This window comes from Natronosalvus amylolyticus (genome assembly GCF_024298845.1).
GTDB lineage: Archaea > Halobacteriota > Halobacteria > Halobacteriales > Natrialbaceae > Natronosalvus > Natronosalvus amylolyticus.
On the sequence record NZ_CP101156.1, the window covers coordinates 1,328,822 to 1,354,156 of the forward strand.

Consider the following 25,335-nt stretch of genomic DNA (forward strand, 5'->3'; position numbering starts at 1 on the left):
GTCGGTATCGCGTACCCGTATGACTCGACAAACCGTCTTCGTCACCGGTGCCAGCCAGGGTATCGGACGACAGATCGCCCTCGCTTTCGGTGCTCGAGGCGCTAACGTTGCGCTTGCGGCACGGGGCGATGGAATCGACGAAACGGCTGCACTGATCGACGGCACTGAACGGGCGCTCCCAATCCGAACGGACGTGACCGACGAGCCTTCTGTTCGGGAAGCGATCGAGCAGACGGTCGAAACGTTCGGTGGTCTCGACGTACTCGTTAACAACGCGGGTATTGCCGGACCGACGGCCCCGATAGAGTCGGTCGAACGCGAAGCGTGGGATCGAACGATGGCCGTCAACCTCACGGGTCCGTATCTGACGACGAAACACGCCGCGTCCCACCTCCGCGAGAGCGATCGAGCCAGCGTCATCAACATCTCCTCGATCAGCGGCAAGCGCCCGCTCGAGAACCGGACGCCGTACACCGCTTCGAAGATGGCGGTGATCGGTCTCACCCGTACGCTTGCGTTCGAACTTGGTGCGGACGACGTGACGGTGAACGCGATCTGTCCGGGTGCAACCAGGGGGCCGCGGATCGACGCCGTCATCGAGGCCCAGGCCGAGTCGCTCGGCGTCGACTTCGAGGAGGCAAAACAGCAGGTGTTCACCGACGATGCGGCGCTCGAGACCCTGGTCGACGCCGAGGACGTTGCAGAGATGGCGGTGTTCCTCGCGAGCGACGCCGGGCAACACATTACCGGACAGGATATCAACGTCGACGGCGGAACGGTCTGGTACTGAGGTCAGTTCGTTTTTCATCGTCTCTACGTGCACTTTCTCTACGTGTTAAGACGATTCTCGGTGCTCGAGAGTTGTATCAATGATTATTGCTCATCGGTCTCTTTCCCAAACCGTTTCTCCGCGGAGATTCGATGAGCGACCGTTCCCTCGAGTTCACAGATTTTCGCTGCATGCGGTGCGATCGAAGCCGCCCCGTCCGCTGTCAGTTGCTGGTGGGTGAGCGTCTTCAGGTACGTACCAACCCAGATACCGCCGGTGTACGACGAAACCTCGAGCGTCGGAAGGCAGTGGTTAGTTCCGACAGCTTTGTCGCCGAAGACGACCGGCGAATGGTGGCCGAGAAAGAGCGACCCATAATTCACGAGGTCGTCGACGTACTCACGGGGTTCGTCGCTCATCACCTGGAGGTGTTCCATCGCGTAGTCGTTGGCGACCTCGATGGCGGCGTCCCGGTCGTCGGCGACGATCACCTCGCCATTTTGCTCCCAACAGGTTCGCGCGGTTTCTGCCGTTGGGAGCGCTTTGAGTTGCGCCTCAACGGCGTCGATGGTGTCGTGAGCGAGAGTGTCCTCGAGTGAGACCAGGACAACCCTCGAGTCGGTGTCGTGTTCGGCCTGGGCGAGCAGATCCGTTGCAACGAGTTCCGGGTCGGCGGTCTCGTCGGCGATGATGAGTACCTCGGTCGGGCCGGCAAGGAAGTCGACGCCGACGTGACCGAACACCTGTCGCTTGGCTTCGGTGGTGTAGACGTTTCCGGGTCCGGTGACGACATTGACTGACGGAACCGTCTCCGTCCCGTAGGCCATCGCCGCGATTGCCTGTGCGCCGCCGACGCAATAAATCTCGTCGGCACCGGCTTGATCCATAGCGTACAGCTGTGCCGGTTGCACCCCGCCGTCCGGTTGCGGTGGTGCGCAGGCGACAATGTGGTCGACGCCAGCAACGGTTGCTGGGACGATCGTCATCGCAGGCGAGGCAACGAGCGGATACCGGCCACCGGGCACGTAGACGCCTGCCCGTTCGATCGGAAGTACCCGTTGTCCGAGACGAATTCCCTCGCCGAACTCGCGTTCGAATCCTTCGATGTGTTCGGACTGCTCTTCGTGGAACGTCCGGACATTCTCGATGGTTGCATCGATGGCTTCGCGATCCGACTCGGCCAGTTGCTCGCGCGCTTGTGTCCGTTCGTCGTCGGTGACCCGTATCGACCCACGCTCAACGCCATCGAACTTGGTGGTAAGTGCTGCGACCGCCTCGTCACCATCGCGGCGAACGGCGGCAATGATCTCCGCAACGGAGTCGGTTACCTCCGGTGAAAACTCGAGCGACGGTCGTTCCGTCCCCTTGAGCCGTGTGAACTGAGTGTCCATACCAACGTGAACGGTCGACTATCGAATAAACGCCGATGTTAACACGGTAACACGGACACAGGAACTGTCCATGGAGTTCAAATCGTATTCTCGGTATCGTCCAGTTTGGAGAGTGCAGAGAGCGCTGCTTGGAGCAGTTTCCGTTCGCTCCGTCGAAGGTTCATCGACACGGCGGTTTTCGAGATGTCGAAATGATCGGCGAGGTCGTCGAGGGTTACCTCACGAGGGGTTTCGTAGTAGCCGAACTCGGAAGCCGTCTCGAACGTTTTGCGTTCGGTCTCGGTCAACGACCGGCAACCATCGAGTAACCGTCTCGCACTGTCTGCGTTCTCGAGAAGGTCGAACAGCGTCGTCTCACCGAACTGGTCTCTGTTCTCGACGTCGAAGTCGTTGTGTCGCTCGAGTTCTGCGAGCGTTCGGTCCTCTGCGTCGTCGTCGTCGAACCCGACGTGCCAGTGTTCACGGCCGTTTTCGATCTGGAACGGGCCGGTAATGTAGCCGCCATGTCGCTGTATCGTCTTCATCGCGTTCGTTTGGTCGATGACGGTACCGATCTGAGCAACGTTTCCACGTCGAGAGAGTAAATAACAATCCGACATATTTCGATGCTCCTGAAGCGTCTGGAGTCCAGTGTCCAGCGCACCCGGCGATCCCCCCCTGGCGATGAGACGAGTTTCGAGTTTTTCGGCATTTGTATCCAGTTGCCACTGAACGGCCGAAAACGCAACATCGACATCGTCCGTCGTGTCGATGAACGGGCAATCGTATTGACGCATGTCGATATTTAAGTCAATCATCGCAGGTCAGTAGCGAAATAGTACCCCCATACATTAATTGTTAGCATTTATCATCCAATACTGTCTGTGTACGAGTGTTTTCTGCGTCAGCGAGAGCGCAGATCGCCGCCGAAAACTCCCACGTTCTGCCGGTTGATATGTTAACATACGTGCTTTAGCGGCTTTACAGAGAAAGATACTGTACTAATGACTCAGGACCAAGTCGCAGTCCCTGCCGTCACACGAGAGACGATCCACACCGTAGACGACGAGTCGTTCACTCCCGAAAACGTCTGTATCGTCACCGGTGCTGGCTCGGGAATCGGACAGGCGGTCGCCCTCACTGCAGCAGAAAATGGGCTCACAGTCGCGGCGACGGACTACAACGAAGCGGGACTCGAAGAGACGGTTGAACTGGGCGAGACGATCGGTGTTTCGGGTTCCATTGAGCCGATCGTGGGTGATCTCACTGTCGACGACGACATCGAACGGATCGTTGCGGAGGCGGCAACTCACGGATCGGTGAAGTACCTCGCCAATATCGCTGGAATGCAACACATCGACGCAATTGAGGACTTCCCGATGGAATCCTACGATCGTATCCATCAGATAATGCTTCGTGCCCCGATCTACCTCACGAAGCTTTGTATCCCCCACTTTCAGAAGACGAACGATGGGCAGGGTTGTGTCGGAAACATGGCGTCGGTTCACGGCCACTACGTCACGAGTGACAAGGTAGCCTACAACGTTTCGAAGTTCGGGTTGCGCGGGCTCACGCAGTCGATCGCTGCTGAGGGCGATGGCGAGATCCGCTCGTTTTCGGTCAGTACGGGATACGTCAAGACGCCCCTGGTCACCGATCAGTTAGCGGACACGGCTCAACAGCGCGGCATCAGCGTCGACGAAGTCATCGAAGACGTGATGCTCGGCCAATCCCGCGTCAAAGAGATGATGGACCCGGTCGACGTTGCTAATCTCTTCGTGGTCGGTTTTTCGAAACTTGGACGCCATCTCGACGGCGGTGATCTGCTCTTCGACGGTGGAATGACGCTGACCTACGAGTGACAATGACCGATGACACAACACTCGGCGAACTCGATCGGATAGTGCACGAACCAACGCAGTCGTTCGTCGAATCCACGAACGTCTGGGCGTTCATGCAGGCGTACGGTATCGAAAACTACGACGACCTCATCGAGCGAACGACGACCGACCGCGGTGACGGCGAGAGCGGCGTGGAGTGGTTCTGGGACGAACTGGTCGACTATCTCGACCTCGAGTTTTACGAGCCCTACGACGAGGTGCGGGACGATTCGGACGGGCCGCAGTTCACCGACTGGTACCCCGGTGGCGAGCTCAACATCGCCCACAACACGGTCGACCGACACGCCGCCCTCGAGACAGAAACCCGTAACAAAGTAGCAACGATCTGGGAGGGCGAAGACGGCGAGGTTCGCGAGATTACGTATCACGAACTCCACCGTCAGGCGAACAAAGTGGCCAACGCCCTCGAGGAACGGGGTATCGAGACGGGTGATACCGTCGGCCTGTACATGCCGATGGTACCCGAAGTGGTCTCGATCCTGTACGGCTGTTTCAAAGTGGGGGCTATCGCCGTCCCCATCTTCTCGGGCTTCGGCGTCGATGCCGTCGCCACCCGCATCGAGGACGCCGAGTGTTCGGTGCTCGTTACCGGCGACGGGTTCTACCGGCGCGGGAGTCCGATCTACCTGAAAAGGTCTGCAGACGAAGCGATCGAACAGGCTGGCCACGTCGGACATACAATCGTCTTCGATCGGTTGGGCTCGAGCGAGGCACAACCCGACTCGAGCGACTCCGGGACCACCCACGACATCCCCTGGAACGACGACCGCGACGAGTGGTGGCACGAGGCCGTTGAAGCGCAAGATGATGCGTACGAGAGTAAATCCCTTCCCTCGAGCCAGGAGTCGATGTTGCTGTACTCCTCTGGGACAACAGGGATGCCAAAAGGAATAATCCATACGCACGCCGGCGGCCTCGTCCAACCGGCGAAGGAACTCCATTTCGGCTTCGATCTGAAACCCGCCGACCGCTTTTTCTGGGTCAGTGACATCGGCTGGATGATGGGCCCCTGGACCCTGATCGGAGCCCACACGTTCGGTGGCACCGTCTTCATGTACGAGGGTGCACCTGACTACCCCGAACCCGACCGATTCTGGGAGATGATCGATCGACACGGACTCACCCAGTTCGGCATCTCGCCAACGGCCATCCGCGCCCTTCGAAAGCACGGGGAGGAGTGGCTCGAGGGACACGACCTGTCGTCGCTTCGCCTCCTCGGTTCGACGGGCGAGCCCTGGGACCCCGAATCCTGGCACTGGTTTTACGAACACGTCGGCGGGGGCGAGGCACCAATTATCAATATCTCCGGCGGTACCGAACTGTTCGGCTGTTTCCTGCAGCCACTTCCCACCCAGCCGCTCAAACCCTGTACGCTCGGTGGTCCGGGGTTGGGTATGGACATCGACATCGTCAACGCGGCCGGCGAGTCCGTCAAAGACGACCACGAACGCGGCTTTCTGGTCGCCCGCGATTCCTGTCCCTCGATGACGAAATCGCTCTGGAGCGGCGACGAACGCTACCTCGAGGAGTACTGGTCGACGTTCGACGACATGTGGAACCACGGGGACTGGGCCCAGCAGGACGAGGACGGCTTCTGGTATCTTCACGGACGGGCCGACGACGCGCTCAACGTGGCCGGCCGGAAAGTCGGTCCGGCCGAAGTCGAAGGCGCGCTCATCGATCACGAGGCCGTCAACCAGGCCGCCGCCGTCGGTGCGCCAGACGACACCACCGGCACCGCCGTCGTCACCTACGTCATCCTCGAGTCGGGTACCGATGAGACCGGCGACCTTCGCAGTGAACTGCGCGAACAGGTCGGCGAGGAACTCGGCAAACCGTTCCGGCCCCGCGAAATCCTGTTCGTCGATGCATTCCCCAAAACCCAGTCCGGGAAGATCATCCGCCGAGCCGTCCAGGCGGCCTACACTGGCGAAGACCTGGGCGATATCTCGAGTCTCGAAAATCCGGGGGCGCTCGAGGCACTCGAGGACCCTCGATGAGCGCCAACAGGAGAGAGTGACGGAACGGCGTTCAGTCCCTTCCCAAACGTCGACTATCGAGTGAAATCGAACGGCACTGCATGATTACTCACGGGTACAGGTTTGGGGAGCCACTCAGCGATGGTACCAGTGATGAAGCACGTGACGAAGAACTCCAAACAGCTTTCCCAGATTTGGCTTCATTATCGGTTATGTGATCTGCTTTTCAGTTACCAGACGGGCGCGTCGAACGAAAGCACGCTATAACCATCACTCGAGTACCTTTGGAAAGCGCAGTTCGACATTGTACCGCCTTTCACATCGGTGAGCGCATGCTTATACAGCACCGGCCACAACGACAATCCAGGAATGGCGACCACAGACTCGGTGGCGTTGCTGACGCTTCCGTCGACGACGCTCGAGCGTCTCCACCAGTCTGCGGTTCGAGACGCCCTGGGCTACTTCGAACCCGATCTCATCACGATTCCGGGGCCTCGGAATCCGGTCGCGTTCGCGGCCGTCCGTGATGGCGCACCGAACCGCCCTCTCGTCCACCCACAACTGGGCCACGGTGGTGGCGCTATCCACCACTATCGCTACAACCACCGTGGTGGCGTTCGGGAGGCAGTTGACCAGAACCCGCCATCAGAGACGATAGACCTCATTGCGATACAGCGTCGAGACGTGCTCGATCGTCTCGAGACCCAACTCGAGACGGGTGAACGACGGACCGGCAGCCAGGGAGCCACGTTCCTGATCGTCCCACAACTGACCGTCGAATGGGACCCGACCGCGCTTTCCTCGACGCTGCCAGCCGCCGAACGGCTGGCTACGATCAGTTCGATACTTCCCGAGCCGGTGACGGTGCTGGCCGGTGGCCAACCAGCAACGTACACACACGAGTGGGGCCTGTCCCACGACGGTTCGACGGTACGGGTCCCGGTTGCAGGACTCGGCGCAACGGATCGGGGCGAGTCGATGATTGCCCAGTGTACCTGCACGCGACACGGTAGCGTCGGTGCCGAAGCAGTCGATGCCGACCAGTTCGGACTCCGTGCGCTGCACGGGGTCGGCCGAACGACAGCCGACCAGTTGCGAAAACAGGGGTGTCAAACGACGCGTGACGTCGGCGACCTCGCAATTAATGACCTCACCGAACTCCCGGGTGTTGGCCGGACCACGGCCGAAAAGATACACGCACACGCTGCGGTTATCGACTCGAGCGAGCCACTGGTGTTGACGAACAAAACGCCGGTCAAAACGCGTGATGGGCGCCCACCGCTGTGTCTCGACATCGAAACCGATGGACTCTCGCCAACGATCATCTGGCAAATCGGCGTCTACGATCCGGCGGCTGACAGCCACCAGGCGTTCATCGAGCGAACCGATCCCAGCGATCCGGCACCGGTACTCGAAGCCTTCATCACCTGGCTGCTCGCCAACCACCGTGACCGAACCCTCCTTACCTGGAACGGCCACCGTTTTGATTACCGACACCTCCGGCAGTTCCTCGACCGGTACCACCCCGAATACGTCGAACCCTGGGACGGTCTCTGGACGTACGACCTGTACGAGTGGGCGGTTCGTGATGGCAACGCGTTGCTTCCCGGACGAACGAACAAACTCGACCACGTCGCTCGAGCGCTCGGCTACGAACCGGATGAGACGGGCCTCACGGGCGCACAGACGGCAGCCGCGTATCAGCGGTTCATGCGGAACCCGAACGATTCAGCGAGCGAACCCGACTGGGAGCGACATCGAGCGTACTGTGAGGACGATTGCCGAGCGCTCTGGCACGTCTACCGGGCCATTACGGAAGCGCCACGACGCGACATGACCGATAGTGGTTCCGGCGGCGCCGACGGACGGCAGGCCGGACTGACCGATTTCTAGCCATGACCGAGACACCCACGACAGAGACGAATATCCAGGCCAACGTCGACGTCACGGGCACGGACCTCGTCGACACGTTCCCACGGACGAGCCTCACCTCCAGATCCGAATATATCGATATCATCGAAGTGCCCGCAAAGCCAGCAGCGACCGTTCCAGCAGAGGACGTGCTGGGACCCACACTCGCAGACCCGTATCCGTACGAACTGTTCAGCCATCAGGCAATCGCACTGGACGCACTCGGGGCCGGCGACAACGTCACCGTCACGACGTCGACCTCGAGCGGGAAAACCCACATTTACGGCCTCCAGATTGCCCGGAACCTCCTCGAGGCCGGTGTTCTCAATCCTGATGGAACTCGCGCGAACGACGCCAACACTTCGTCGACCGCACTGTGCGTGTATCCGACGAAGGCACTGACGAAAGACCAGCACGAAGCACTCGAGGAACTGTACGACCAACTCGGCCTCGACGTTCGCGTCCGAGTCTACGATGGTGATACGACCGGTGATCGTCGAGCCATCCGTGAGCAAGCGGACGTTATCCTCACCAACTTTGCCGGACTCAACGTCTACCTCGAACACCACGACAGGTGGAGCCGGTTTTACAGCAGTCTCGACCTCGTGGCGATCGACGAATCACACACCTATACCGGCGTCGAAGGGATGCACGTCGCGTGGATCCTCCGACGGTTGCAACGCGTCGTCGACTACTGGGTCGGCACTCCACAGTACGTCCTCACGTCGGCGACGATCGGTAATCCGAGGGCGCACTCAGAAACCCTGCTCGACGCGCCGGTGACCGTCGTCGACGAGGACGGCTCACCACACGGATCGCGGGATATCGTCCTCTGGAACCCACCACCGCGTGCAAAGGCCGAAAACGAGACTGGTGATCCGGCCTCTGCACTCGAGGGAGAGACGGATACAGACGAAAGAGCCGTAACTGAGCGCGTCCCCGCAAGCGTCGAGGCACCCAGAATATTCGATCACCTGACGGCAAGAAGCGTTCGAACGTTGCTGTTCTGTCCAAGCCGTAAACTCACCGAACTGAGTGTGCAACGAGCAGCAGATCATCGTCGATCCACCCCTCGAGCGTCCGGGCGCTCGAGTTCCGGCGACTATGCGGCGTACAATGCCGGGCTCGGCCGCCGTACACGTCACGCCCGAGAACACCAGTTCAAGACCGGCGCACTCACCGGCCTCGCGACCACCTCCGCACTCGAACTCGGCATCGATATCGGGAGCCTCGATGCGACCATCCTGATGGGGTATCCCGGACAGCGCCAGGCCTTCTGGCAACGGATTGGCCGTGCAGGGCGCGGAGCCAGTCGAAGTCTCGCCGTGATGGTCGGCGATCACCGCACCCTCGATCAGTACGTCATGAACAATCCGGAGTACGTGCTCGAGACCGACGTCGAAGACGCGGTCGTCGATATCTCGAACAATGCCGTCTTCGCCAGCCACGTATTGTGTGCCGCTGACGAGATTGCCCTCGACGAAGCAGATATCGACACGTTCGCCGACGAAGAGCGCCTCCGAGCCGCCACAAAAATGTGGCGCGAAGCCGGCTTCGTCGACGGCTACCTCCAGGGGGCAGTCCATTACAGCGGCCCCCGCCGCCCACAAACCCGTGTCAATCTCTATGGTACCACCGACATAGACTATCAGCTTCGACTTGCTGACGGTGTCGACCGAGAACGCTGGGGGCTCCCCGACGAACTCGATCTGGAACCCGTTGACCGAAACCGTGCTTACCGCGATTATCACGAAGGCGCTGTCAGGCTCCAGCACGGCCAACAGTTCGAAGTCGTCACTGTCGACGAGGACCGACCCCAGCCTGTCATCGAACTCGAGCCGGTCGATCGCCCGTACTACACACGGACACGAAACAAGGTCACTGTGCTCGATGCCACGTCCGAACGGTCTCGAGAGATTAACGGGTTTACGCTTCACTTCGGTCGCGGAACGGTGTTCGTCCATCACCACGCCTACGACGAGATGTACATCGGCAACAGCGAGCCGAAACGACAGCTGATTCCGACGAACACCCCACCGATCCTGATGGACACCCAGTTGTGCTGGCTCGAGGTTCCCGAAGAGATCGAAGCGGCGCTCATTCGGAAATATCGCGAGTACGGCGTCGAGACAGGTGTCAGGCAGGAGCAATCAGGTGTTGCACACCTCGGGTACATCGCCGGGTTACACGCGGCCGAACACGCAACCATCCAGACCGCACCGCTCGAGCTTAGAGTCGATAAAAACGATCTTGGTGGGTTAGCGACGCTCGTCATGGACACCCACTATGCCCACCCGGAGCACGACGACCTCGCCGACTCGGTCGGTGACTCCTTCGAAGCCGCCAGGGCCGTCCTCGAGCGACGCTCCCGGGAGTTAGGTGAACAGACGGCGTCGGGCTGGTTCATTTACGACGGCGTCGATGGTGGGCTCGGATTCGCTCGCGCAATTTACGAGCAGTTCGAGGCTCTCGCCGAGCGAGCCCGCGATCAACTTCGCGACTGTCAGTGCGGACAGCCCAATGGGTGTCCGGCCTGTACGTTCGACGAAAACTGCGGCAACGATAACAAACCACTCCTCAGAGCATCAGCCGTGGACGTCCTCGAGCAACTTCTGGGCGAGGCCGATCGTGACGACCTCGAGGCGTATCTCCCTGACGAGTACAGTGGTGAACGTCGACCAACACTGTTCTACTCGTGACTGCCTGGTTTCGGACCGGTAAACGAGTACGCTTATCTCGTCCCAAGGTATTCTTCAGGCATGCCTAGAAGATTATCCAAAAGGCCTGCAGAGAATATATCACTCTCGAGAGCCGGTGAACGGACCCTTCGCATCGGCGACGACAGCCCCATCCGGATCAGTACAGGCCATCGGATTCTGCACCACGATGGCAAATGTGCCCGGCCACACGGGCACAACTACGAGATTACGGTCGAAGTCACGGGCGAGTTGTCCGAACACGGGTGGATCGTCGATAAGGGCGACGTGACTGCAGTCATCGACGACTGGGATCACCGATTTCTCGTCCAGGAAGGCGATCCGCTGATCGAGGCGTTTGCACAATCGGATGACACCGACGCACTGGTCATCCTCGAGCATCCCCCCACGGCCGAGGTGATGGCAGTGCTGCTCGAGGAACGCATGCTCGAGGCGTTCCCTGATACCGTCTCGGGAGTTTCGGTGACCGTTCGAGAAACCAACGAACTCTGTGCCACGTACTAATGCCAGTCGCAAGTGACGTTTCAGGCCTTGGCTCCAACGACAACGGAGACGGGGACGGACTCCCCATTAACGAACTCTTCTACTCGTTACAGGGTGAAGGAAAGCTCTCCGGTGTTCCCTCAGTGTTCGTCAGGACTTCTGGATGTAATCTCAGGTGCTGGTTCTGTGACTCCTATCACACCTCCTGGGAACCGACCGGAGCCCGGCTCTCGATAGAAGATATCGTCGACGAAGTCCGCGAGTACGAACACGCCGGTCACGTGGTGCTGACTGGCGGTGAGCCGATGATCCACGAACAAGCCGTCCCACTCTTGGATGAGTTAGCAGCGTACGGCTACCACACGACCGTCGAGACCAACGGCACCATCTATCGAGATGCAGCGATTGATCTGGCGAGTATCAGCCCAAAACTCTCGAACAGCACGCCCACACCAGATCGTGACCCGAAAGGAGATGGTGAGTGGGAGCGGCGTCACGAGGACCAGCGCATCGACCTCGAGGCGCTCACAAATCTGGTCGACGAGTACGAGAGCCAGTTGAAATTCGTCGTTACCGGGGCGGATGATCTGTCCGAAATCGACACCCTCGTTGACATGCTCCGAGAGCAGGTTGCGGTTACCGTTCCTGACGGCGACGTGTTATTGATGCCGGAAGGCATGACTCGAGCAACACTGGATAAGAACCGAAACCACGTAGCCGAGCTAGCGATGGAACGCGGCTATCGATACACGCCGCGATTGCACGTCGACCTCTGGAACGACGAACCGGGAACATGATCGAAACCATCCAAGCGGTCCTCGAGCAGGAGAGCGAACCGATATCATCTGGCCCTGAGAGGGCACAGAACCCGACCGATGGCGATTCACTAAACACGATATATGCATGCCTAACGACAAACGCGCAGTAATTCTGGTTTCCGGCGGGATGGATAGTGCGACCGCGGTCTACGAAGCGATCGATCGCGGCTACGAACCGTATTTCCTCCACACCTCCTACGGACAGCGAACCGAGAGCAAAGAGCACGCCTGTGCGAGCGCGCTGGCAGCGGCGGTAGATGCAGCGGACTTCCTGCACATCGAGACGAGTCACCTCTCGAAAATCGGCGACTCGAGCCTTACAGATGCGGATATGGCAGTTTCCGATGCAACCCTCGAGAGCGACGAAATACCGACGTCGTACGTCCCGTTCCGAAATGCCAATCTGCTGGCGATGGCCGTCTCGTATGCCGAAGCCAACGACTGCGACGCAGTGTTTATCGGCGCGCATTCGGAAGACTTCGCCGGCTACCCGGACTGTCGACCGGCGTTTTTCGACGCGTTCCAGCAGGTCATCGACATCGGCACCAAACCGGAGACGCAAATCGACCTTGTCGCCCCGTTCGTCGACTGGTCGAAGACGGAGATTGCAAAGCGAGGCTTCGAGCTGGGCGTCCCCTACGAGTTGACCTGGTCGTGTTACCGAGATGAGACACCGGCCTGTGGCACCTGTGATTCCTGTGCCTTGCGTCTCGAGGCGTTCGAGAACGTCGGCTCGAGCGATCCGATCGAATATTAAAATGACCTCCTACTCAGTACCCTCCCAAACGCCGACCGATTCCATCGTCCCATCGTGGCGGTCTGCACGCTCGATGCTGGAATGGCGATTACTCGAGCGCCAATCGTGACCTAAATTCGGGAACGCCAGCCACGTCGACAGCTGCTCGAAAGAGCGACCCTGCTGGCGAGGGGTCAGCACCGTCGTGACCTTTGGCAGTCGTCACGTAGAGTTGCTGGGAGTCGTCCCCGCCGAAGGTAACGCTCGAGGCCTTCGGCACAGGGACGTCGATTCGGTCGACTTTCGTACCGTCAGGTGCGTGACGAACGACGCTGTGACCGTTCCACCGCGCCGACCAGACGAACCCCTCCTCGTCAACCGTGAGTCCATCGGGAACGCCATCGCCCTCAGCAATTTCGACGAACGTTTCTTTTCCGGATATGTCGCCGGTCGCTCGGTCGTACTCGAAGCGGTGAATCGTCCTCGCTTCTGACTCGGTAACGTACATCGATTCCCCGTCCGGGGTGAAGCCCATGCCGTTCGGAATGTCGTACCCCTCCTCGTCGGCGAGTACGTACGTTCCGTCGGTGTCGACTCGATAGAGGTGTCCCGACTCCGATTCGGTGGGCATCGTTCCCGCAAAGACTCGCCCCTCGGGATCGGCGATCACGTCGTTAAAGCGCGAGTCCTCCTCTCCAGGGATGGCATCAATCAGGTACTCGAGATCAGACTCACCCCCGCTGCCGTCCCAGAGGGCCACGCCGCCCGACTCGAGGAAGAGCGCGAGCGATCCATCGGCTTGAATCGTAAAGCCGCCCACCGCCCGCTCGAGCGACAGCACTTGCCTGCTTTGATCCGTCGTGGGATCGTATGTGTAGAGCCGGCCCGACGGTATATCGACCCAGTAGAGAAGTGATTCGTCTGGGTGCCAGATCGGTCCTTCGCCGACTCGGTGGTCGTATTCAGCGGCCAGTTTCGCTCGCGTCATCGATGTCTCTCTCCTACGTGGCTTCCTCCGAGAGGGCTCGGATCCAAGCTTTCGTCCCACGACTTCGAAGGAGATTGGTGCATCTGGTTTGCTGGTGTTCGATCCATGTTCAGTGATCGAACGAGCATCCAATAAGTCGTAGGGGTTATACTCGAGAAACGTTGGACACCGAGAACCTCGTTTCGGAGGCGGTTCCACCAGCGGATGTTCTCGTTGCAACAGATGGAATTGCCCCTTCGACCGAAATTCGGTGTGCTATCTGTGGGACGCCAGCCGAAGATTCCAATGATCTTCCAATCGGGTACTCAAATCCTGTATGCCGTTTGTGTGATAATCTGGCCATTAGTGCCGACGGATCCGATCCATGGGTCAGTCACCAACCGGGTGAGTGGCCCGACACGGATGAAGGAGTTGTCCATATGGCGCCAGATGGAGGGGAAAATCCGGTGTATATCGCTGGGGCAAAATGCTGGCGACGGTATCGGTTTGGCGGCTGGGTCACACGAAGAGATGCGTACGACTGTAATTCGATCGATGAGTTTCATTATTATCACCGGATTGGGGGTGACTGGATTCACGCTTTCAACGTCTCACAGCCTGATGGCGTCGCCATTTCCCGGGATAAGTGGGCTACGCTCCTGGATCAGCACCGTGAACTCGAGTCAATCCGTGAAACTGCCGACCGAGTTCAGGAAGGGACAGCAGATCTTGCCGACCTGATCCAGGATCTTCAAGCGGTAGACCTCCCGGTGCAAGATAGCGGGCCGTCTCCTGAAAAAGAGCCAAACGAATTTGCCAATTTCGTCTCGTATCACGCCGAAGGTAAACTTCTGGATTTCCCGCCACAGGTCACCTTCTGTCGTCGGTATTATGATGAGTAACAGAAATCAAAAGCGGTGAGCGTTCACACCTATCTACGGTGCTGATTAGTTACAAGAGAACGCCATATAAGTCACTAAACACAGTCTTTCGCCGGCAATCCCTTTGGTCGGGCTTTCAGCCGTCGGTCGACCACCGTCCGATACGGCAATTTGCCGTTTAAATAGCCTCGAACAAACGTATTTACTGAACCCAATTTCGTATGAAAGACGTAGTTCGCAACCCTACTCCGATGTCTGAACCATTTACGTTACTTCTCGATGACTGTGCCAGCATTGTTCTCGAGAAGGCACTGACGGAGTATCGAAACGACGAGATAATGGAACTGAATCCAGATTCCGACGAGGAACAACGGGCTCGGCAACTCCACAACCGACTGCGACAGTCACACTCACTTGGAGCCGGTTCTACCGTTCCCATCACCACCGATGCAGAAGCGCAAACCGTGTTGAACTCGCTCTCGTACTATAATGTCGATCACAAAGCGAAACATCGGGTCAGCGCCGTTGAGAAACTCACCGCGGTTCTATTCGACCACTCGGGGGCAGCGCTATTCGACGTGCCGATCATCACGGATTTCCTTGAGGAGGAAGAGATGCAGATTCAACCTGACGACCTAGAAGAACACCCGACTGACCCATCCAATAAGCAAGAGGTCGAAGTCGGCGTGAAAACAGGGGTCGATAGGGAAGAGGATGATATGTATTGAAATGAAAATGGGGGGGCACCCACCCGAGACCGAAAATCAGCCACGTCAACCTTGATGAGTGGGTGCCACCACGGGCCTCACAGCCTGCCGGTCATATCTTATGGAAACGGTGTTCGACCAGATCGATTCGGTTACCGAATATCGAGACAGGTTACCAGAAGTGGCACATGCACTGAACCACCCCCATGTAACCAGAAGCCCTTCGTCCGTCAGAGAGAGTCCGTATCGGTGGTACGTTGATCCAGAGTGGGTGTGTGCCGGACTCAAACAGTTAACAGATCAGGATTGGCTGCTCATAGCTGAACTTCTTGCGGAGAGTGCGCTCGAACCGCACACCACAGGACTGGTTGGCGATGCCCGGCTTCGAGCAAGCACGCTGTCGCGGTGGGCCCTCTCGAGTGTCGTCTACGACGGTGACGCACTGACACTGTTTGACCGACGATGGCGAGAGCGATACGCGCCGTCTCAAGATGAGCATTGGTTCTTTACGAGTCAACACTCTGGAGATTCGAAACTGTCGATCGAGGAGACGCTCCAATGGACTCGTGGAACCAAGATTCTACGCCAGTCAGTCGATACGGAAAACGCAGAGTGGCCAGAATACGGGCCGTTTCAGCAGGACTACGTGCTGATTGCAGATGTGCTCTTACAGCACTTCTTTCACCCTGGCTCGATTCGCGCATACTGTTCACCTGTTTGGAGGTCACTCGAACTGAGCGCTGTATTCGCCGGCGCAGCAACACTCGACTCTGGTGATATACGGAAGGCCAAGGACACATCATGGTACCTCCCCACCCACTTCGGTGAACCGCCATGGCAAAAGATGACTGCCTCTCCAAAACAGGGCCGTTCCACCCTTGATGACTCACGGTCTGCTGTAATCGGCTTTGAAGACTGCTTAAAAAACTGTTCAGAGGCCACGGCGAACCGGTCGTTTACACTCGGCGAGTTCCGGTTTGGGTCGGGCAGCATTTTTGCAATTGACCTCCCACCTGGATTTCAGATTCGTGCCCAATTTCTCGGGGAACGGAGTGAGAAAGGTCCCATCTTCGCTGTCGAAGAGACAGAGGCGGAAGCAGATGTACCGCCATTCGTGCAAATTTCGAAACCGGCACTCGAACGAGGTCGAGAGCGTGGTGACGTTGTAGTTGAGGAACCGAAACTCCCAGACCATAAACGTGGAAATCGAGTCGCACAAGTCATATTCGAAGGGGTCGTCGAACCGGATGCGACACGAACGAGCTTCGAGGACCTCCCTGATGAGATTGTAGAGCCTGAAACGAACGAATGTTGTGAGTACTCACAATGATATACACCACTTCGAACGAAGCAAGGTTCAAGCACGAACCGCCGTCGACGAGGTTTGAAGGAGATGTCTAAAGGTACCCGCGAGAAGTTGACGACCGTGTTCACACTGAGGCAATGGGCTCGACTCTGGATCGGGTCCCTGGTGAGTTTGGTTGGCCTTGCACTGCTCTACGTGCGCAGCATTGATTTCCTCGGCAGTGACCTCCTCCTTCCACTTAGCCTCGGTGTCTTAGGAGTCTGGTGTGTGTGGCCCGTCATTATTCGGGAAGCATTTGGCCCCATGTCAGCGAGTGACGCAGAGCGAATTTACCAGGACGTGATCGACGACGCCGATGAGTGAGCGATTGCCGGAACACTCGATACTCAGCAGATCAGGAGGAACGCCCAAAACGGCACATAACACACCGTAGTTTCATCGACGGTGGTCTGTAGCGTTCCTTCGCTCTGTCGTCCGCGTGGAACAGCATCGGTAATGACGAAGCGTACGGGTGCGTCGTAGGAACCCGATACTGATTCGTGATTGCCGGTAGCTGGATCAAATGTCGTGACGGCTTCGGTTGCATCCCCAGCACGAGGCTCGTAGCCGAGTGCAAAAGGGAGGACGGTTGAGTTCTGTCGTAAGATGTACTCGATGACACCATGCTCGGTTTCGGCGAATTCGATCGACGGCTCTAACCCGGTGTTGTATGCGAGACGCATCGCGTGATCAAAGACAACTGTTCGGCAAAGGATGCGTTCGAAGCTAGGATTATACGGGAATCGTCCTTCAACTGATTCGAATCCGTCGTGAGCGTGGCGCTGAGAGAGGAGAACAACATGTCGTGGATCTCGAAGGTAGAGGCGGGTCTTTCGATGACGACGAAGCGCGTAGTTCGTTGACTCGGTAAGTACGATCCCTTCCTCCAGAACCTGGATATAGTTTCTGACTGTTCGGCGATCAACGTCCAGTCTCCCTGCGAGTTCGCGGTACCCATACTCGTTTGTTCCGGGAAGTGCGGCGAGCGAACACAGTTGCTGGAGGTTCTCTGGCCGGTCAATCGATTTCGCTCGAGCGAGTTCTTTGAACAGGTATAGTTCGAGGTGAGATCGTGCAAGTTCGTTCGTCGTTTCACCGGCGGTCGTCGAGGAGTGGCCAACAGTGAGTTGGCGTGGGAATCCGCCGTGGCGAAGGAACTCTCGCGCTTCTTGAGCGATCGACTGCCGGTCGTCCTTGTCGAGTACATCGAAGTAGAGTCTATCGAACGTCTTCGCAAAGGAGACGGGATCAGCGTCGTCCCGAAGCGGCCGGCGGATGTCTTGGAGCGTGAGCGTATCTGGATCGTCGCGAGCAGCGGTGCTCTCCCCAGCTTGCAGTCGTTCGAGTCGGGTCGCCTGCTCGTCGCCGAGTCGCATCTGTGCGAAATCGACGAATTTTACTGGCAACAGCGGTACCGGGTTCGTAAGAAGCCGTTCGGTCTCGGTTTCGAGTGAAACGTGTTCGCGGACGCTTCCGGTACAGATCACGTACGTTTGCTCGTCTACCATCTGGTAGATCGTTTCTGCGAGACGGCCGGGTTTGGATTCGAGCACACCGAGGTCATCAAGGAGGATCAACCGATCCGATCCGGTGGTAATCCGCGTCTCAAAGTACTCAACGACTCTCCCGAGGGTGTCGATCGCCTCCTCAGCACGCTCAAGATGGTACAACGACCGCTCGATCGGGATATAGAGAACGTCTGTCGGATCAAATGCATCCACGATTTCGTACTCACGGCGATCGATTTCTAACCCAACAGACTCAGATGGAGCGTCAACGATCGTCCCAATAAGCTGTAACAAGAGTGTACTCTTTCCGATCCCCGTTTGGCCGTACCACCCGAATACCCGATCGAAAAGATCTGAGGCGTCCCTGGCTTTTTCGATCTGATTGAGAACGGCGTATAGGTCGGAACGTGGGTGCCACGCTGAAGCGTGCTGTAATCGCTCGACATCGCCTTCCCACCACGGGTTGTGCGCGTGGCACTCCTCAATGAATCGCTCTTCTCGGGCCCGCTGGGTACTCATGTGACGACCTATATTCTACGGCTACAAATACTTCATCAACATACGCCTAATCACCTGGGAAGCACTTCGTAATTCAGCTACTTCTGGAACAAGGAACGAAGCCCAAGCTGGTGGCGATTTGTCGAGATCCGCTTTTGGCCTTTAAGTCATGGAAGCAACACTTCCTTCCTGTATGGACACACACGTCACCTTCGTTCTGGACTCTTCGGGATCGATGTCACGGATTGAAAACGATACCGTCGGTGGGTTCAACACCTTCCTTGACGACCAGCAAGATGAACCGGGAACTGCGACCGTCACGCTCTATGATTTCAACACTACTGTTGATCAGGTGTACGAAGGCCGGGAAACCGAGGAGGCGCCGCCACTCGGGGAAACATACAGTCCAAGCGGGCAAACCGCGCTTCACGATGCGCTGAACACTGCCATCAATGAGACGACGGACTTCATCGCTGGTCTGGAAGATCACGAGCGACCGTCGAATGTAATCTTCGTCACGTTCACCGATGGGAAAGAGAACGCATCTGAGACGCCTGGAGACGTGGTTCGAGAACTCGTTGAAAGGCGCCAGGAGGATCATGGCTGGGAGTTCCTGTTTGTCGGGGCGAATCAGGATGCCGCACTCACCGCCTCGAGTATGGGGATGAAAGCCAATCGGTCGCTGGACATGGATCACAGTGGGGAAGGCGCACGGAACGCGTACCGATCGACCTCAGAACGAATCAGCCGTGCTCGGCGGGAAGGTTCCACCGGCGAGTACACTGACGAGGATCGGCAAAAACAGGACGAATCCGGCGACTCGTAACTGGTCCCGCCTTGGTCGATTCGGTACGAAATCACCGACTGTGTCGATGAGATGGAATCCGTCAGGCCGAACCCCGAAGTGAACAGCGCTCTTGCCGGTGGTCTGTTCTCGGTTACTCGACTACGTACACCTCGACCTCACTGTGCCAAGTGGAAATCGTACAGGGGTTGACGCCAGCAGCCTTACCGACCTCCGATTGGCTGACAGTCGGCAGTGACTCGAGGTGACGGCACACCGCGTAGACTGCAGTTGCTGCGACCGTACTCGGGAACGTCCCAGAGCCCGGGTTCTCCTGTTGGAAGGCGCCGATCACCGCTTTCGCCTCACGCTCAACGGTGTGGCTAACATCTAACTCACTACAAATAGCGGGAACGGCATCGGCTGCTTCGGTTGGCGGGACTTCGAGTCCAAGTTCTCGCCGAAGAAACCGGTAGGTCTGTAAAATCTCACGACGAGACGCGTGGGCGACGACGGTAACCATATCAATGGGGAGTCGTACACCTTCGAGTTTACAGGCACCGTACAGAACCGCCGGGACGGTGCGATCGATCCCATAATTGGTGAGGTAGCCGTCGCTGGCGGCATTTTTGAACAGCGTCTGGGCTCGGCTTTGAACCGACGTGGGAACATCGAGGTCGCTGGCGAGTTTTTGGAGTTGAATAACGCCGTCTCGAAGCGAGCGTCCAGCATTCCCACTTTCGACAAACCAGCGGTTGAGCCGGCGGAGGCGAGCGTAGCGCTGTCGCTGTGTTGGCGATAGCGGAGCACCGTTGCTGTCTCTACCGCTTGACGACATCGTCGTAGCCAGGTCATGGTCACCGTCGCCAAGCGTAACCGGTGGCCCAGTCCTGGCGCGTTTTCGGGACTCGTTGTGGTTGAACGCTCGCCATTCTGGCCCGTGGTCGATCGGCGTGTCGTTGGTAACGACGTGGCAGTTGCCACAAACCTGTTCGTTAGGGGTTCGGACGACCGATCCCCCGCACTCGGGGCACGTTTCCCCACTCTCCTGGGTGTTGGCGTTGGAAATAGCTGTGGACATAGGAGGGACGTGACGCGTAGGTGCGTCGAACCCGGTTGAAAGCGGTACAACGTCCCGGTCAACAATTCGAACCAGATCAGCTGGCTCGAACGACACGTAATAGTTGGAACTCCCAAAGTATAAATCTATCTTTTAACGAATTTAAAATCGGCTAATTTCGTAGTAGTAGAACATGAAAGTCGAATCCGTCTTGTTCAAAGCCTTTTTGGCGTTTAAATATTCAACTGCATATCACTTTCATAGCTATGAACCTGTATGAGTCAATTGGTTCCCTCGCAGCTGCCGCTCATGCCAATGGCGATCAGATCAGCGACAATGCTCGACCGACAGGGAGCGGCGAAGACGCCCACGGATTAGACGTCCATCACCGGGGATGGTACGTTCAAATCCGCCAAACCAGCGGTGAGCCACGATTCGAAGCCTTCTGCCCATACCCGTTCTCAGCAGTTCTCAAAGACCAGTACTCGCCGACAGATATCGAAACGCGACGAGACGTTAGCGCTGAGTCCCTCTCACCAGACGAGCGCGAATACCACGTCCACGCGTTACTACTCGAGGACCTCGCAGAGATTGATGCCCACAACGCCGAGTTCGACGCCCTGGTTAAACAGGAGGTACAGCCAGTCGAACCTAAAATTCTCTCGCTAACGTACGGCGAGAACGAGTATTGGAACGGGTTCGGTGTAAACGACTACCTCTATCCGTCACGAGACGCGTTCGACGTCGTCGAGTATCGCCGTGTCATCGAAGGGATAACGACAACGATAGACCAACTTGTCGATCTCGCTCAGGAGACACTGAACATTCTCTCTCGAGATCCAATTGACCAATCAACCAACTCTTCCCAGCATGGTAACGGTGAAATTGCCTTCCAGTAACCTGCAACTGGTTACACTCTAAGAGTAACGACGAAACCAGTCACCAGCTAAAACGGCTGTGAAACACCTCCACGCCAGGGATCAGAACCAACACAACCTATATACGATGGACGAAGCCGAGACGACGCTATATACCTTCTTGGGGATCCACCCGTCCGCGAGTCAGGCGGTGATTCTCGAGGCCTACCGAGAGAAAGCGGGCACGTATCATCCGGATACACCGACCGGAAGTACCGCGATGATGATCCGATTGAACAAAGCAAAAGCAGTTCTGACCGATCCAGCCGAGCGAACCCGATACGATCGACTTGGCCATCGCAGCTACATTGCTCAAACCAAGCTCGAAGGCTGGTGGGATGACCCGGCATCACAACAGCGGCAGGCAAACCGGACACGCGATCGGAACACCACGACCAGCAGCAACCCTGGTTCGGGTGACGACTCTGGGCAGTCACGCTCGAGCGACAACACCCAATCGACAGGGAACACTGAAACGAATACAGATTGGACTGCCGGTTCGTCTCGATCAACTAATTCTAACACCACTAGTAGTACAACCGGCCGAGCGACACAGACCGCTCACGTGGACGGTGGATTCGTCAATCGGTTCTGGGATGAAACACTCATTTCGATTGCCGTGAGCCTCATCATGTGGCTTGGTACCACTATAGCTCACGTTGGGATATACGCCGCCAGCGCCAGTCAAACTGCGCGAACGCAGGTTACCGACCGAAAACTACTCGAGATCCTCGATCGGATCAATCGCCTCGGGCCCAACCTCTCGTTTGCTGTTCCTCGAGTCCTCATCGCTGTCATGTTGATCGTGGCCATTACCGAATTACTCGTCAGTCCAGCCGCGTTGACTCCGGTAACGAGTGCGCTTCTTCTCGTAGCCTGTGGGGCAATAAGCCTCGGGAAAGAATTTGCACTATCCGTTGCTCGGCTTTCCTCGGGTGCGCCTCGAAAACCATCGGATCCGGCTGACCCGGTGTGGGTGATGAACATAGGCCTTCTTGGATTGATCGGCGTCGTGTTATTCGTTACTGGCAGTGTTCACGGAAGCACTGACGCGATGGCTAACGTCGTGTTCGGGATGCTCACCGTTCCACTCTCGTTCGTTCTCGTATTGGGGCTCACTGGCCTCGTGATTACGGGGCTGTTATCGTTTCTCACGGATTGGTCGTGGGAGGCCATCGGAATGGGGGTCTTCGGACTCTTTGGACTCTGGATCGGTGCCAGATTTTTGTTCGCCGCCGAATCTGCCATATTCCAACACGTGGGCGTCACTGCTGACGACCTCTGGATGAGTTATTTCACCGTGGGCCCACTCCAGGCTGGTCGAATTCTCAACGTCTTTCTCGGTGCCGTAATGACCATCACACTCCTCACGGCATTTTTATTCACGTACTTCTGGTTCACCACGATCGTTCGTCGTGGGTTTTTCGAGCAGGAGTATCCGACCCGGCCACTGCTCTGGGAAGTTGCCAGTGTTGGGCCAGTACTCACCCTCGTGTGGACGGCGATGAACGGCGACCAGACACGGTTTGGCATCCCCTTCGAAGAGGTCGCCACTCTATTAGTCCTGGTAGTACTGTTCGTTTGGCCCGCCCTCCTCCTCACAATTTACGGAGCCTGGGTACGCTACAGATACGTTCCAGGTGTCGGGATAATACGGTGAAATAGATAATCAGTCACTGACCACCAAAGAGTGAGAGCGATAACTCCGCTCATCAGGCATTCAGCGCCCACTGGAGAACGGAGCTTAGTCACATACACTGTTGGCGTCACTCTGAGCGCTGTTCTACAAACGACTCGTCAGTCTCGAGTAATCGGATCGCTCGCTCGAAATGGTCGTGACCGATTGTCGCCGTTGCGACGGCATCAACGACCTCTGCACGCTCCGTCTCGGCCGCGACATCACGAAACGTAACCATCGCCGCTTCACGGCATAACGCCTCTACTTCGGCCCCCGACCATCCCTCAGTTTGTTCGACCAACTCAACAAACCTGACGTCTTCGCCGATCGGTTTCGACCGTGTATGTACCTCGAGAACCTCGCGTATAGCTTCCTGATCCGGTAACGGTACTTCAAGTTGATAATCGAGTCTGCCAGGTCGGAGCAACGCCTCATCGATCAGTGTCGGTCGATTCGTCGTCGCAATCACAATTACGTTCTCGAGGGTATCGACTCCATCGAGTTCGGTGAGCAGTTGAGAAACTACCCTGTCAGTCACCCCCGAATCGTTTTGACTCCCATCCCGTTCGTTCGCAATCGCGTCAATCTCGTCGAAAAAGAGAATACAAGGAGCGTTCGCTCGCGCCGTCTCGAAAATCTCGCGGACGTTTGCTTCGGATTCGCCAATCCACTTGCTCATCAGTTCTGGGCCATCCACGGCTAAGAAATTACTTTCCGTCTCGTTTGCCGCCGCTTTCGCCAACAACGTCTTCCCGGTACCAGGTGGCCCATGAAGCAAAATCCCTGACGGCGGTTCGATGTCCAACGCCCGATATGCACCGCCGAACGCTAACGGCCAGTGAACCGTCTCTCGAAGCCGGGATTTGACATCGCTGAGCCCGCCGACATCATCCTAGGTTACCGACGGAACCTCGACAATGTGCTCGCGAATCGCGGACGGTTCGACCTCCGTGAGCGCTTGATCAAGATCCTCGATTGTAACACAGAGCTCCGAAAGCACGTCATCATACTCCGCCGTCCGCTGTGTCTCGAGACGAGCAGTCGCTCGTTCGAGCGCGTTCAACCCGGCTTCGGTCACCAGCGTCTCTAAATCCGCTCCAACGAAACCATGTGTACGGGCAGCGTAATCATCCAGATCGACACGCGAGGCCAGCGGGACACCACGAGTATGAACCTCGAGTATCTCACGTCGTCCCTGTTCGTCTGGAATCCCTACGTGTATCTCACGATCGAACCGACCCCCACGTCGCAAAGCGTGGTCGATACTATCCACTCGGTTCGTCGCGCCAATAACAACAAGATCATCGGTCGTATCCAGCCCATCCATCAGTGTGAGTAACTGGGTGACGAGGCGTTCATCATCCAGGTGCATTCGTGAGTTCCCGTCACGTTTGGGCGTGATCGCGTCTATCTCGTCGATGAACAACACTGCTGGGGACTCCTCACGAGCCTGCTCGAAAATTCCTCGAAGCGTTTCTTGAGCGACGCCGACGTGCTTATCGATGATCTCTGGCCCATCAATATGGGCAAAGTGTGCGTCCAGTTCGTCAGCAATCGCGCCCGCAAGCAACGTCTTCCCCGTTCCTGGTGGCCCGTGTAACAGCACACCCGTTGGCGGATCAATGTTGAGCCGGTCAAACAACTCAGGGTGTTCGAACGGCAGTTCCACCATCTCTTGTAGCTGCTCGAGCTCATCGCTTAGACCACCGATTTCGTCGTAACCTACGGTCTCCGGGGTCTGTTGATCAGTTGGTCTCCAAAAGTACAACTCCTGATCAAACTCAATTCTGGTCTCGTTGGTGACGACCGCCGGCCCCGTCGGGTGTACATCCGTCGGGCGAACCGGGAGGTGCTGTCCGACGTCCGCGTTCTCCAGTTCGAGATTAATCATTACGGGGTGATTTTCACCAACTGGGCGGTGTCGGAGCCGAGACCGAACGAGTTGCTCGATTTCCGTCGATCGTCCCTGGAAATAGAGAACCTCTGGGATTCGAACGGAGATCTTCCTTGCCTCCGGTAGCGTCGCTGGTTGTACTTTGACTCGATCACCGGGGCCAACACCGAGCTGATTGCAGTGATAGATATCGAGCGCAATCCCCGGAAGTGCTCCATCCCCCGTTTCAGCTTCGGTTACTCGTGCGAACGCGTACTGGTCACCGTCTGCGGTGACAGACACGAGATCGTTTGTCGAGAGTGCGAGCGTAGCCAACGTCTCTGCCGATACAGCAGCTCCACCCTTCGCATGAGCCTTCATCGCCAACTTTCGAACGATACACTCCATCACTACGCACGAATATGACTCGCAA

Annotated in this window: 22 protein-coding genes; 15 read left to right on the forward strand and 7 right to left on the reverse strand. The window is 57.5% G+C overall.

What is annotated here, in order from left to right:
* Positions 1-19 precede the first annotated feature (19 nt).
* Entirely contained in the window at positions 20-790 is a 771-nt protein-coding gene (locus tag NLK60_RS06260; protein WP_254810027.1) for an SDR family NAD(P)-dependent oxidoreductase, read from the forward strand.
* Between the two features lie 83 nt (positions 791-873).
* Here the strand turns inward: NLK60_RS06260 and hisD are convergent, their stop codons facing one another.
* Entirely contained in the window at positions 874-2,160 is a 1,287-nt protein-coding gene (gene hisD, locus NLK60_RS06265) for a histidinol dehydrogenase (RefSeq protein ID WP_254810028.1), read from the reverse strand.
* A gap of 77 nt (positions 2,161-2,237) precedes the next feature.
* A complete protein-coding gene (locus NLK60_RS06270) occupies positions 2,238-2,957 on the reverse strand; it encodes a helix-turn-helix domain-containing protein (RefSeq protein ID WP_254810029.1) in 720 nt (239 codons plus the stop codon).
* 186 nt (positions 2,958-3,143) lie between these two features.
* Between NLK60_RS06270 and NLK60_RS06275 the strand changes: the two genes are divergently transcribed.
* From NLK60_RS06275 to queC, 7 genes are all read left to right on the forward strand, one after another.
* Entirely contained in the window at positions 3,144-4,001 is an 858-nt protein-coding gene (locus NLK60_RS06275) for an SDR family oxidoreductase (protein ID WP_254810030.1), read from the forward strand.
* A 2-nt stretch (positions 4,002-4,003) separates the two neighbouring features.
* Positions 4,004-6,040: an AMP-binding protein gene (locus tag NLK60_RS06280; RefSeq protein ID WP_254810031.1), complete on the forward strand. Its 2,037-nt coding sequence runs from the start codon at positions 4,004-4,006 to the stop codon at positions 6,038-6,040.
* Positions 6,041-6,388: 348 nt separating this feature from the next.
* Positions 6,389-7,912, forward strand: coding sequence for a ribonuclease H-like domain-containing protein (locus NLK60_RS06285; protein WP_254810032.1), 1,524 nt, complete (start codon positions 6,389-6,391; stop codon positions 7,910-7,912).
* Positions 7,913-7,914: 2 nt separating this feature from the next.
* Entirely contained in the window at positions 7,915-10,629 is a 2,715-nt protein-coding gene (locus tag NLK60_RS06290; RefSeq protein WP_254810033.1) for a DEAD/DEAH box helicase, read from the forward strand.
* 60 nt (positions 10,630-10,689) lie between these two features.
* Entirely contained in the window at positions 10,690-11,151 is a 462-nt protein-coding gene (locus NLK60_RS06295) for a 6-pyruvoyl trahydropterin synthase family protein (protein ID WP_254810034.1), read from the forward strand.
* On the forward strand, positions 11,151-11,927 hold the full coding sequence (locus tag NLK60_RS06300; RefSeq protein WP_254810035.1) for a 7-carboxy-7-deazaguanine synthase QueE: 777 nt from the start codon (positions 11,151-11,153) through the stop codon (positions 11,925-11,927). The genes NLK60_RS06295 and NLK60_RS06300 overlap by 1 nt, the downstream gene beginning before the upstream one ends.
* Positions 11,928-12,033: 106 nt before the next feature.
* Positions 12,034-12,705 (forward strand): 7-cyano-7-deazaguanine synthase QueC, encoded by a 672-nt coding sequence (gene queC / locus NLK60_RS06305; protein ID WP_254810036.1) that lies wholly within the window; start codon positions 12,034-12,036, stop codon positions 12,703-12,705.
* Positions 12,706-12,793: 88 nt separating this feature from the next.
* Here queC and NLK60_RS06310 read toward each other — a convergent pair whose 3' ends face one another.
* Complete coding sequence (locus NLK60_RS06310; RefSeq protein WP_254810037.1) at positions 12,794-13,672, reverse strand: SMP-30/gluconolactonase/LRE family protein; 879 nt, start codon at positions 13,670-13,672, stop codon at positions 12,794-12,796.
* Between the two features lie 419 nt (positions 13,673-14,091).
* Here NLK60_RS06310 and NLK60_RS06315 point away from each other — a divergent pair, with 419 nt between their 5' ends.
* The 4 genes from NLK60_RS06315 to NLK60_RS06330 all read left to right on the forward strand — a co-directional run bounded on the left by NLK60_RS06315 (position 14,092) and on the right by NLK60_RS06330 (position 16,908).
* Positions 14,092-14,553: a hypothetical protein gene (locus NLK60_RS06315; RefSeq protein WP_254810038.1), complete on the forward strand. Its 462-nt coding sequence runs from the start codon at positions 14,092-14,094 to the stop codon at positions 14,551-14,553.
* Positions 14,554-14,783: 230 nt separating this feature from the next.
* Positions 14,784-15,260: a hypothetical protein gene (locus NLK60_RS06320; RefSeq protein ID WP_254810039.1), complete on the forward strand. Its 477-nt coding sequence runs from the start codon at positions 14,784-14,786 to the stop codon at positions 15,258-15,260.
* A 625-nt stretch (positions 15,261-15,885) separates the two neighbouring features.
* Complete coding sequence (locus tag NLK60_RS06325) at positions 15,886-16,569, forward strand: hypothetical protein (protein WP_254810040.1); 684 nt, start codon at positions 15,886-15,888, stop codon at positions 16,567-16,569.
* Between the two features lie 63 nt (positions 16,570-16,632).
* Positions 16,633-16,908: a hypothetical protein gene (locus tag NLK60_RS06330; protein ID WP_254810041.1), complete on the forward strand. Its 276-nt coding sequence runs from the start codon at positions 16,633-16,635 to the stop codon at positions 16,906-16,908.
* A gap of 23 nt (positions 16,909-16,931) precedes the next feature.
* Here NLK60_RS06330 and NLK60_RS06335 read toward each other — a convergent pair whose 3' ends face one another.
* Complete coding sequence (locus NLK60_RS06335) at positions 16,932-18,611, reverse strand: ATP-binding protein (protein ID WP_254810042.1); 1,680 nt, start codon at positions 18,609-18,611, stop codon at positions 16,932-16,934.
* A 172-nt stretch (positions 18,612-18,783) separates the two neighbouring features.
* Between NLK60_RS06335 and NLK60_RS06340 the strand changes: the two genes are divergently transcribed.
* Entirely contained in the window at positions 18,784-19,416 is a 633-nt protein-coding gene (locus NLK60_RS06340; protein ID WP_254810043.1) for a vWA domain-containing protein, read from the forward strand.
* 112 nt (positions 19,417-19,528) lie between these two features.
* Here the strand turns inward: NLK60_RS06340 and NLK60_RS06345 are convergent, their stop codons facing one another.
* Positions 19,529-20,455, reverse strand: coding sequence for a transcription initiation factor IIB (locus NLK60_RS06345; RefSeq protein ID WP_254810044.1), 927 nt, complete (start codon positions 20,453-20,455; stop codon positions 19,529-19,531).
* Positions 20,456-20,700: 245 nt separating this feature from the next.
* Here NLK60_RS06345 and NLK60_RS06350 point away from each other — a divergent pair, with 245 nt between their 5' ends.
* Together NLK60_RS06350 and NLK60_RS06355 are read left to right on the forward strand one after the other, a co-directional pair.
* Positions 20,701-21,333: a hypothetical protein gene (locus tag NLK60_RS06350; protein WP_254810045.1), complete on the forward strand. Its 633-nt coding sequence runs from the start codon at positions 20,701-20,703 to the stop codon at positions 21,331-21,333.
* Between the two features lie 106 nt (positions 21,334-21,439).
* On the forward strand, positions 21,440-23,011 hold the full coding sequence (locus NLK60_RS06355) for a DnaJ domain-containing protein (RefSeq protein WP_254810046.1): 1,572 nt from the start codon (positions 21,440-21,442) through the stop codon (positions 23,009-23,011).
* 106 nt (positions 23,012-23,117) lie between these two features.
* Here the strand turns inward: NLK60_RS06355 and NLK60_RS06360 are convergent, their stop codons facing one another.
* Positions 23,118-23,834 (reverse strand): ATP-binding protein, encoded by a 717-nt coding sequence (locus NLK60_RS06360; protein ID WP_311136942.1) that lies wholly within the window; start codon positions 23,832-23,834, stop codon positions 23,118-23,120.
* Between the two features lie 87 nt (positions 23,835-23,921).
* Positions 23,922-25,283 (reverse strand): AAA family ATPase, encoded by a 1,362-nt coding sequence (locus NLK60_RS06365; protein ID WP_254810047.1) that lies wholly within the window; start codon positions 25,281-25,283, stop codon positions 23,922-23,924.
* Positions 25,284-25,335 lie beyond the last annotated feature (52 nt).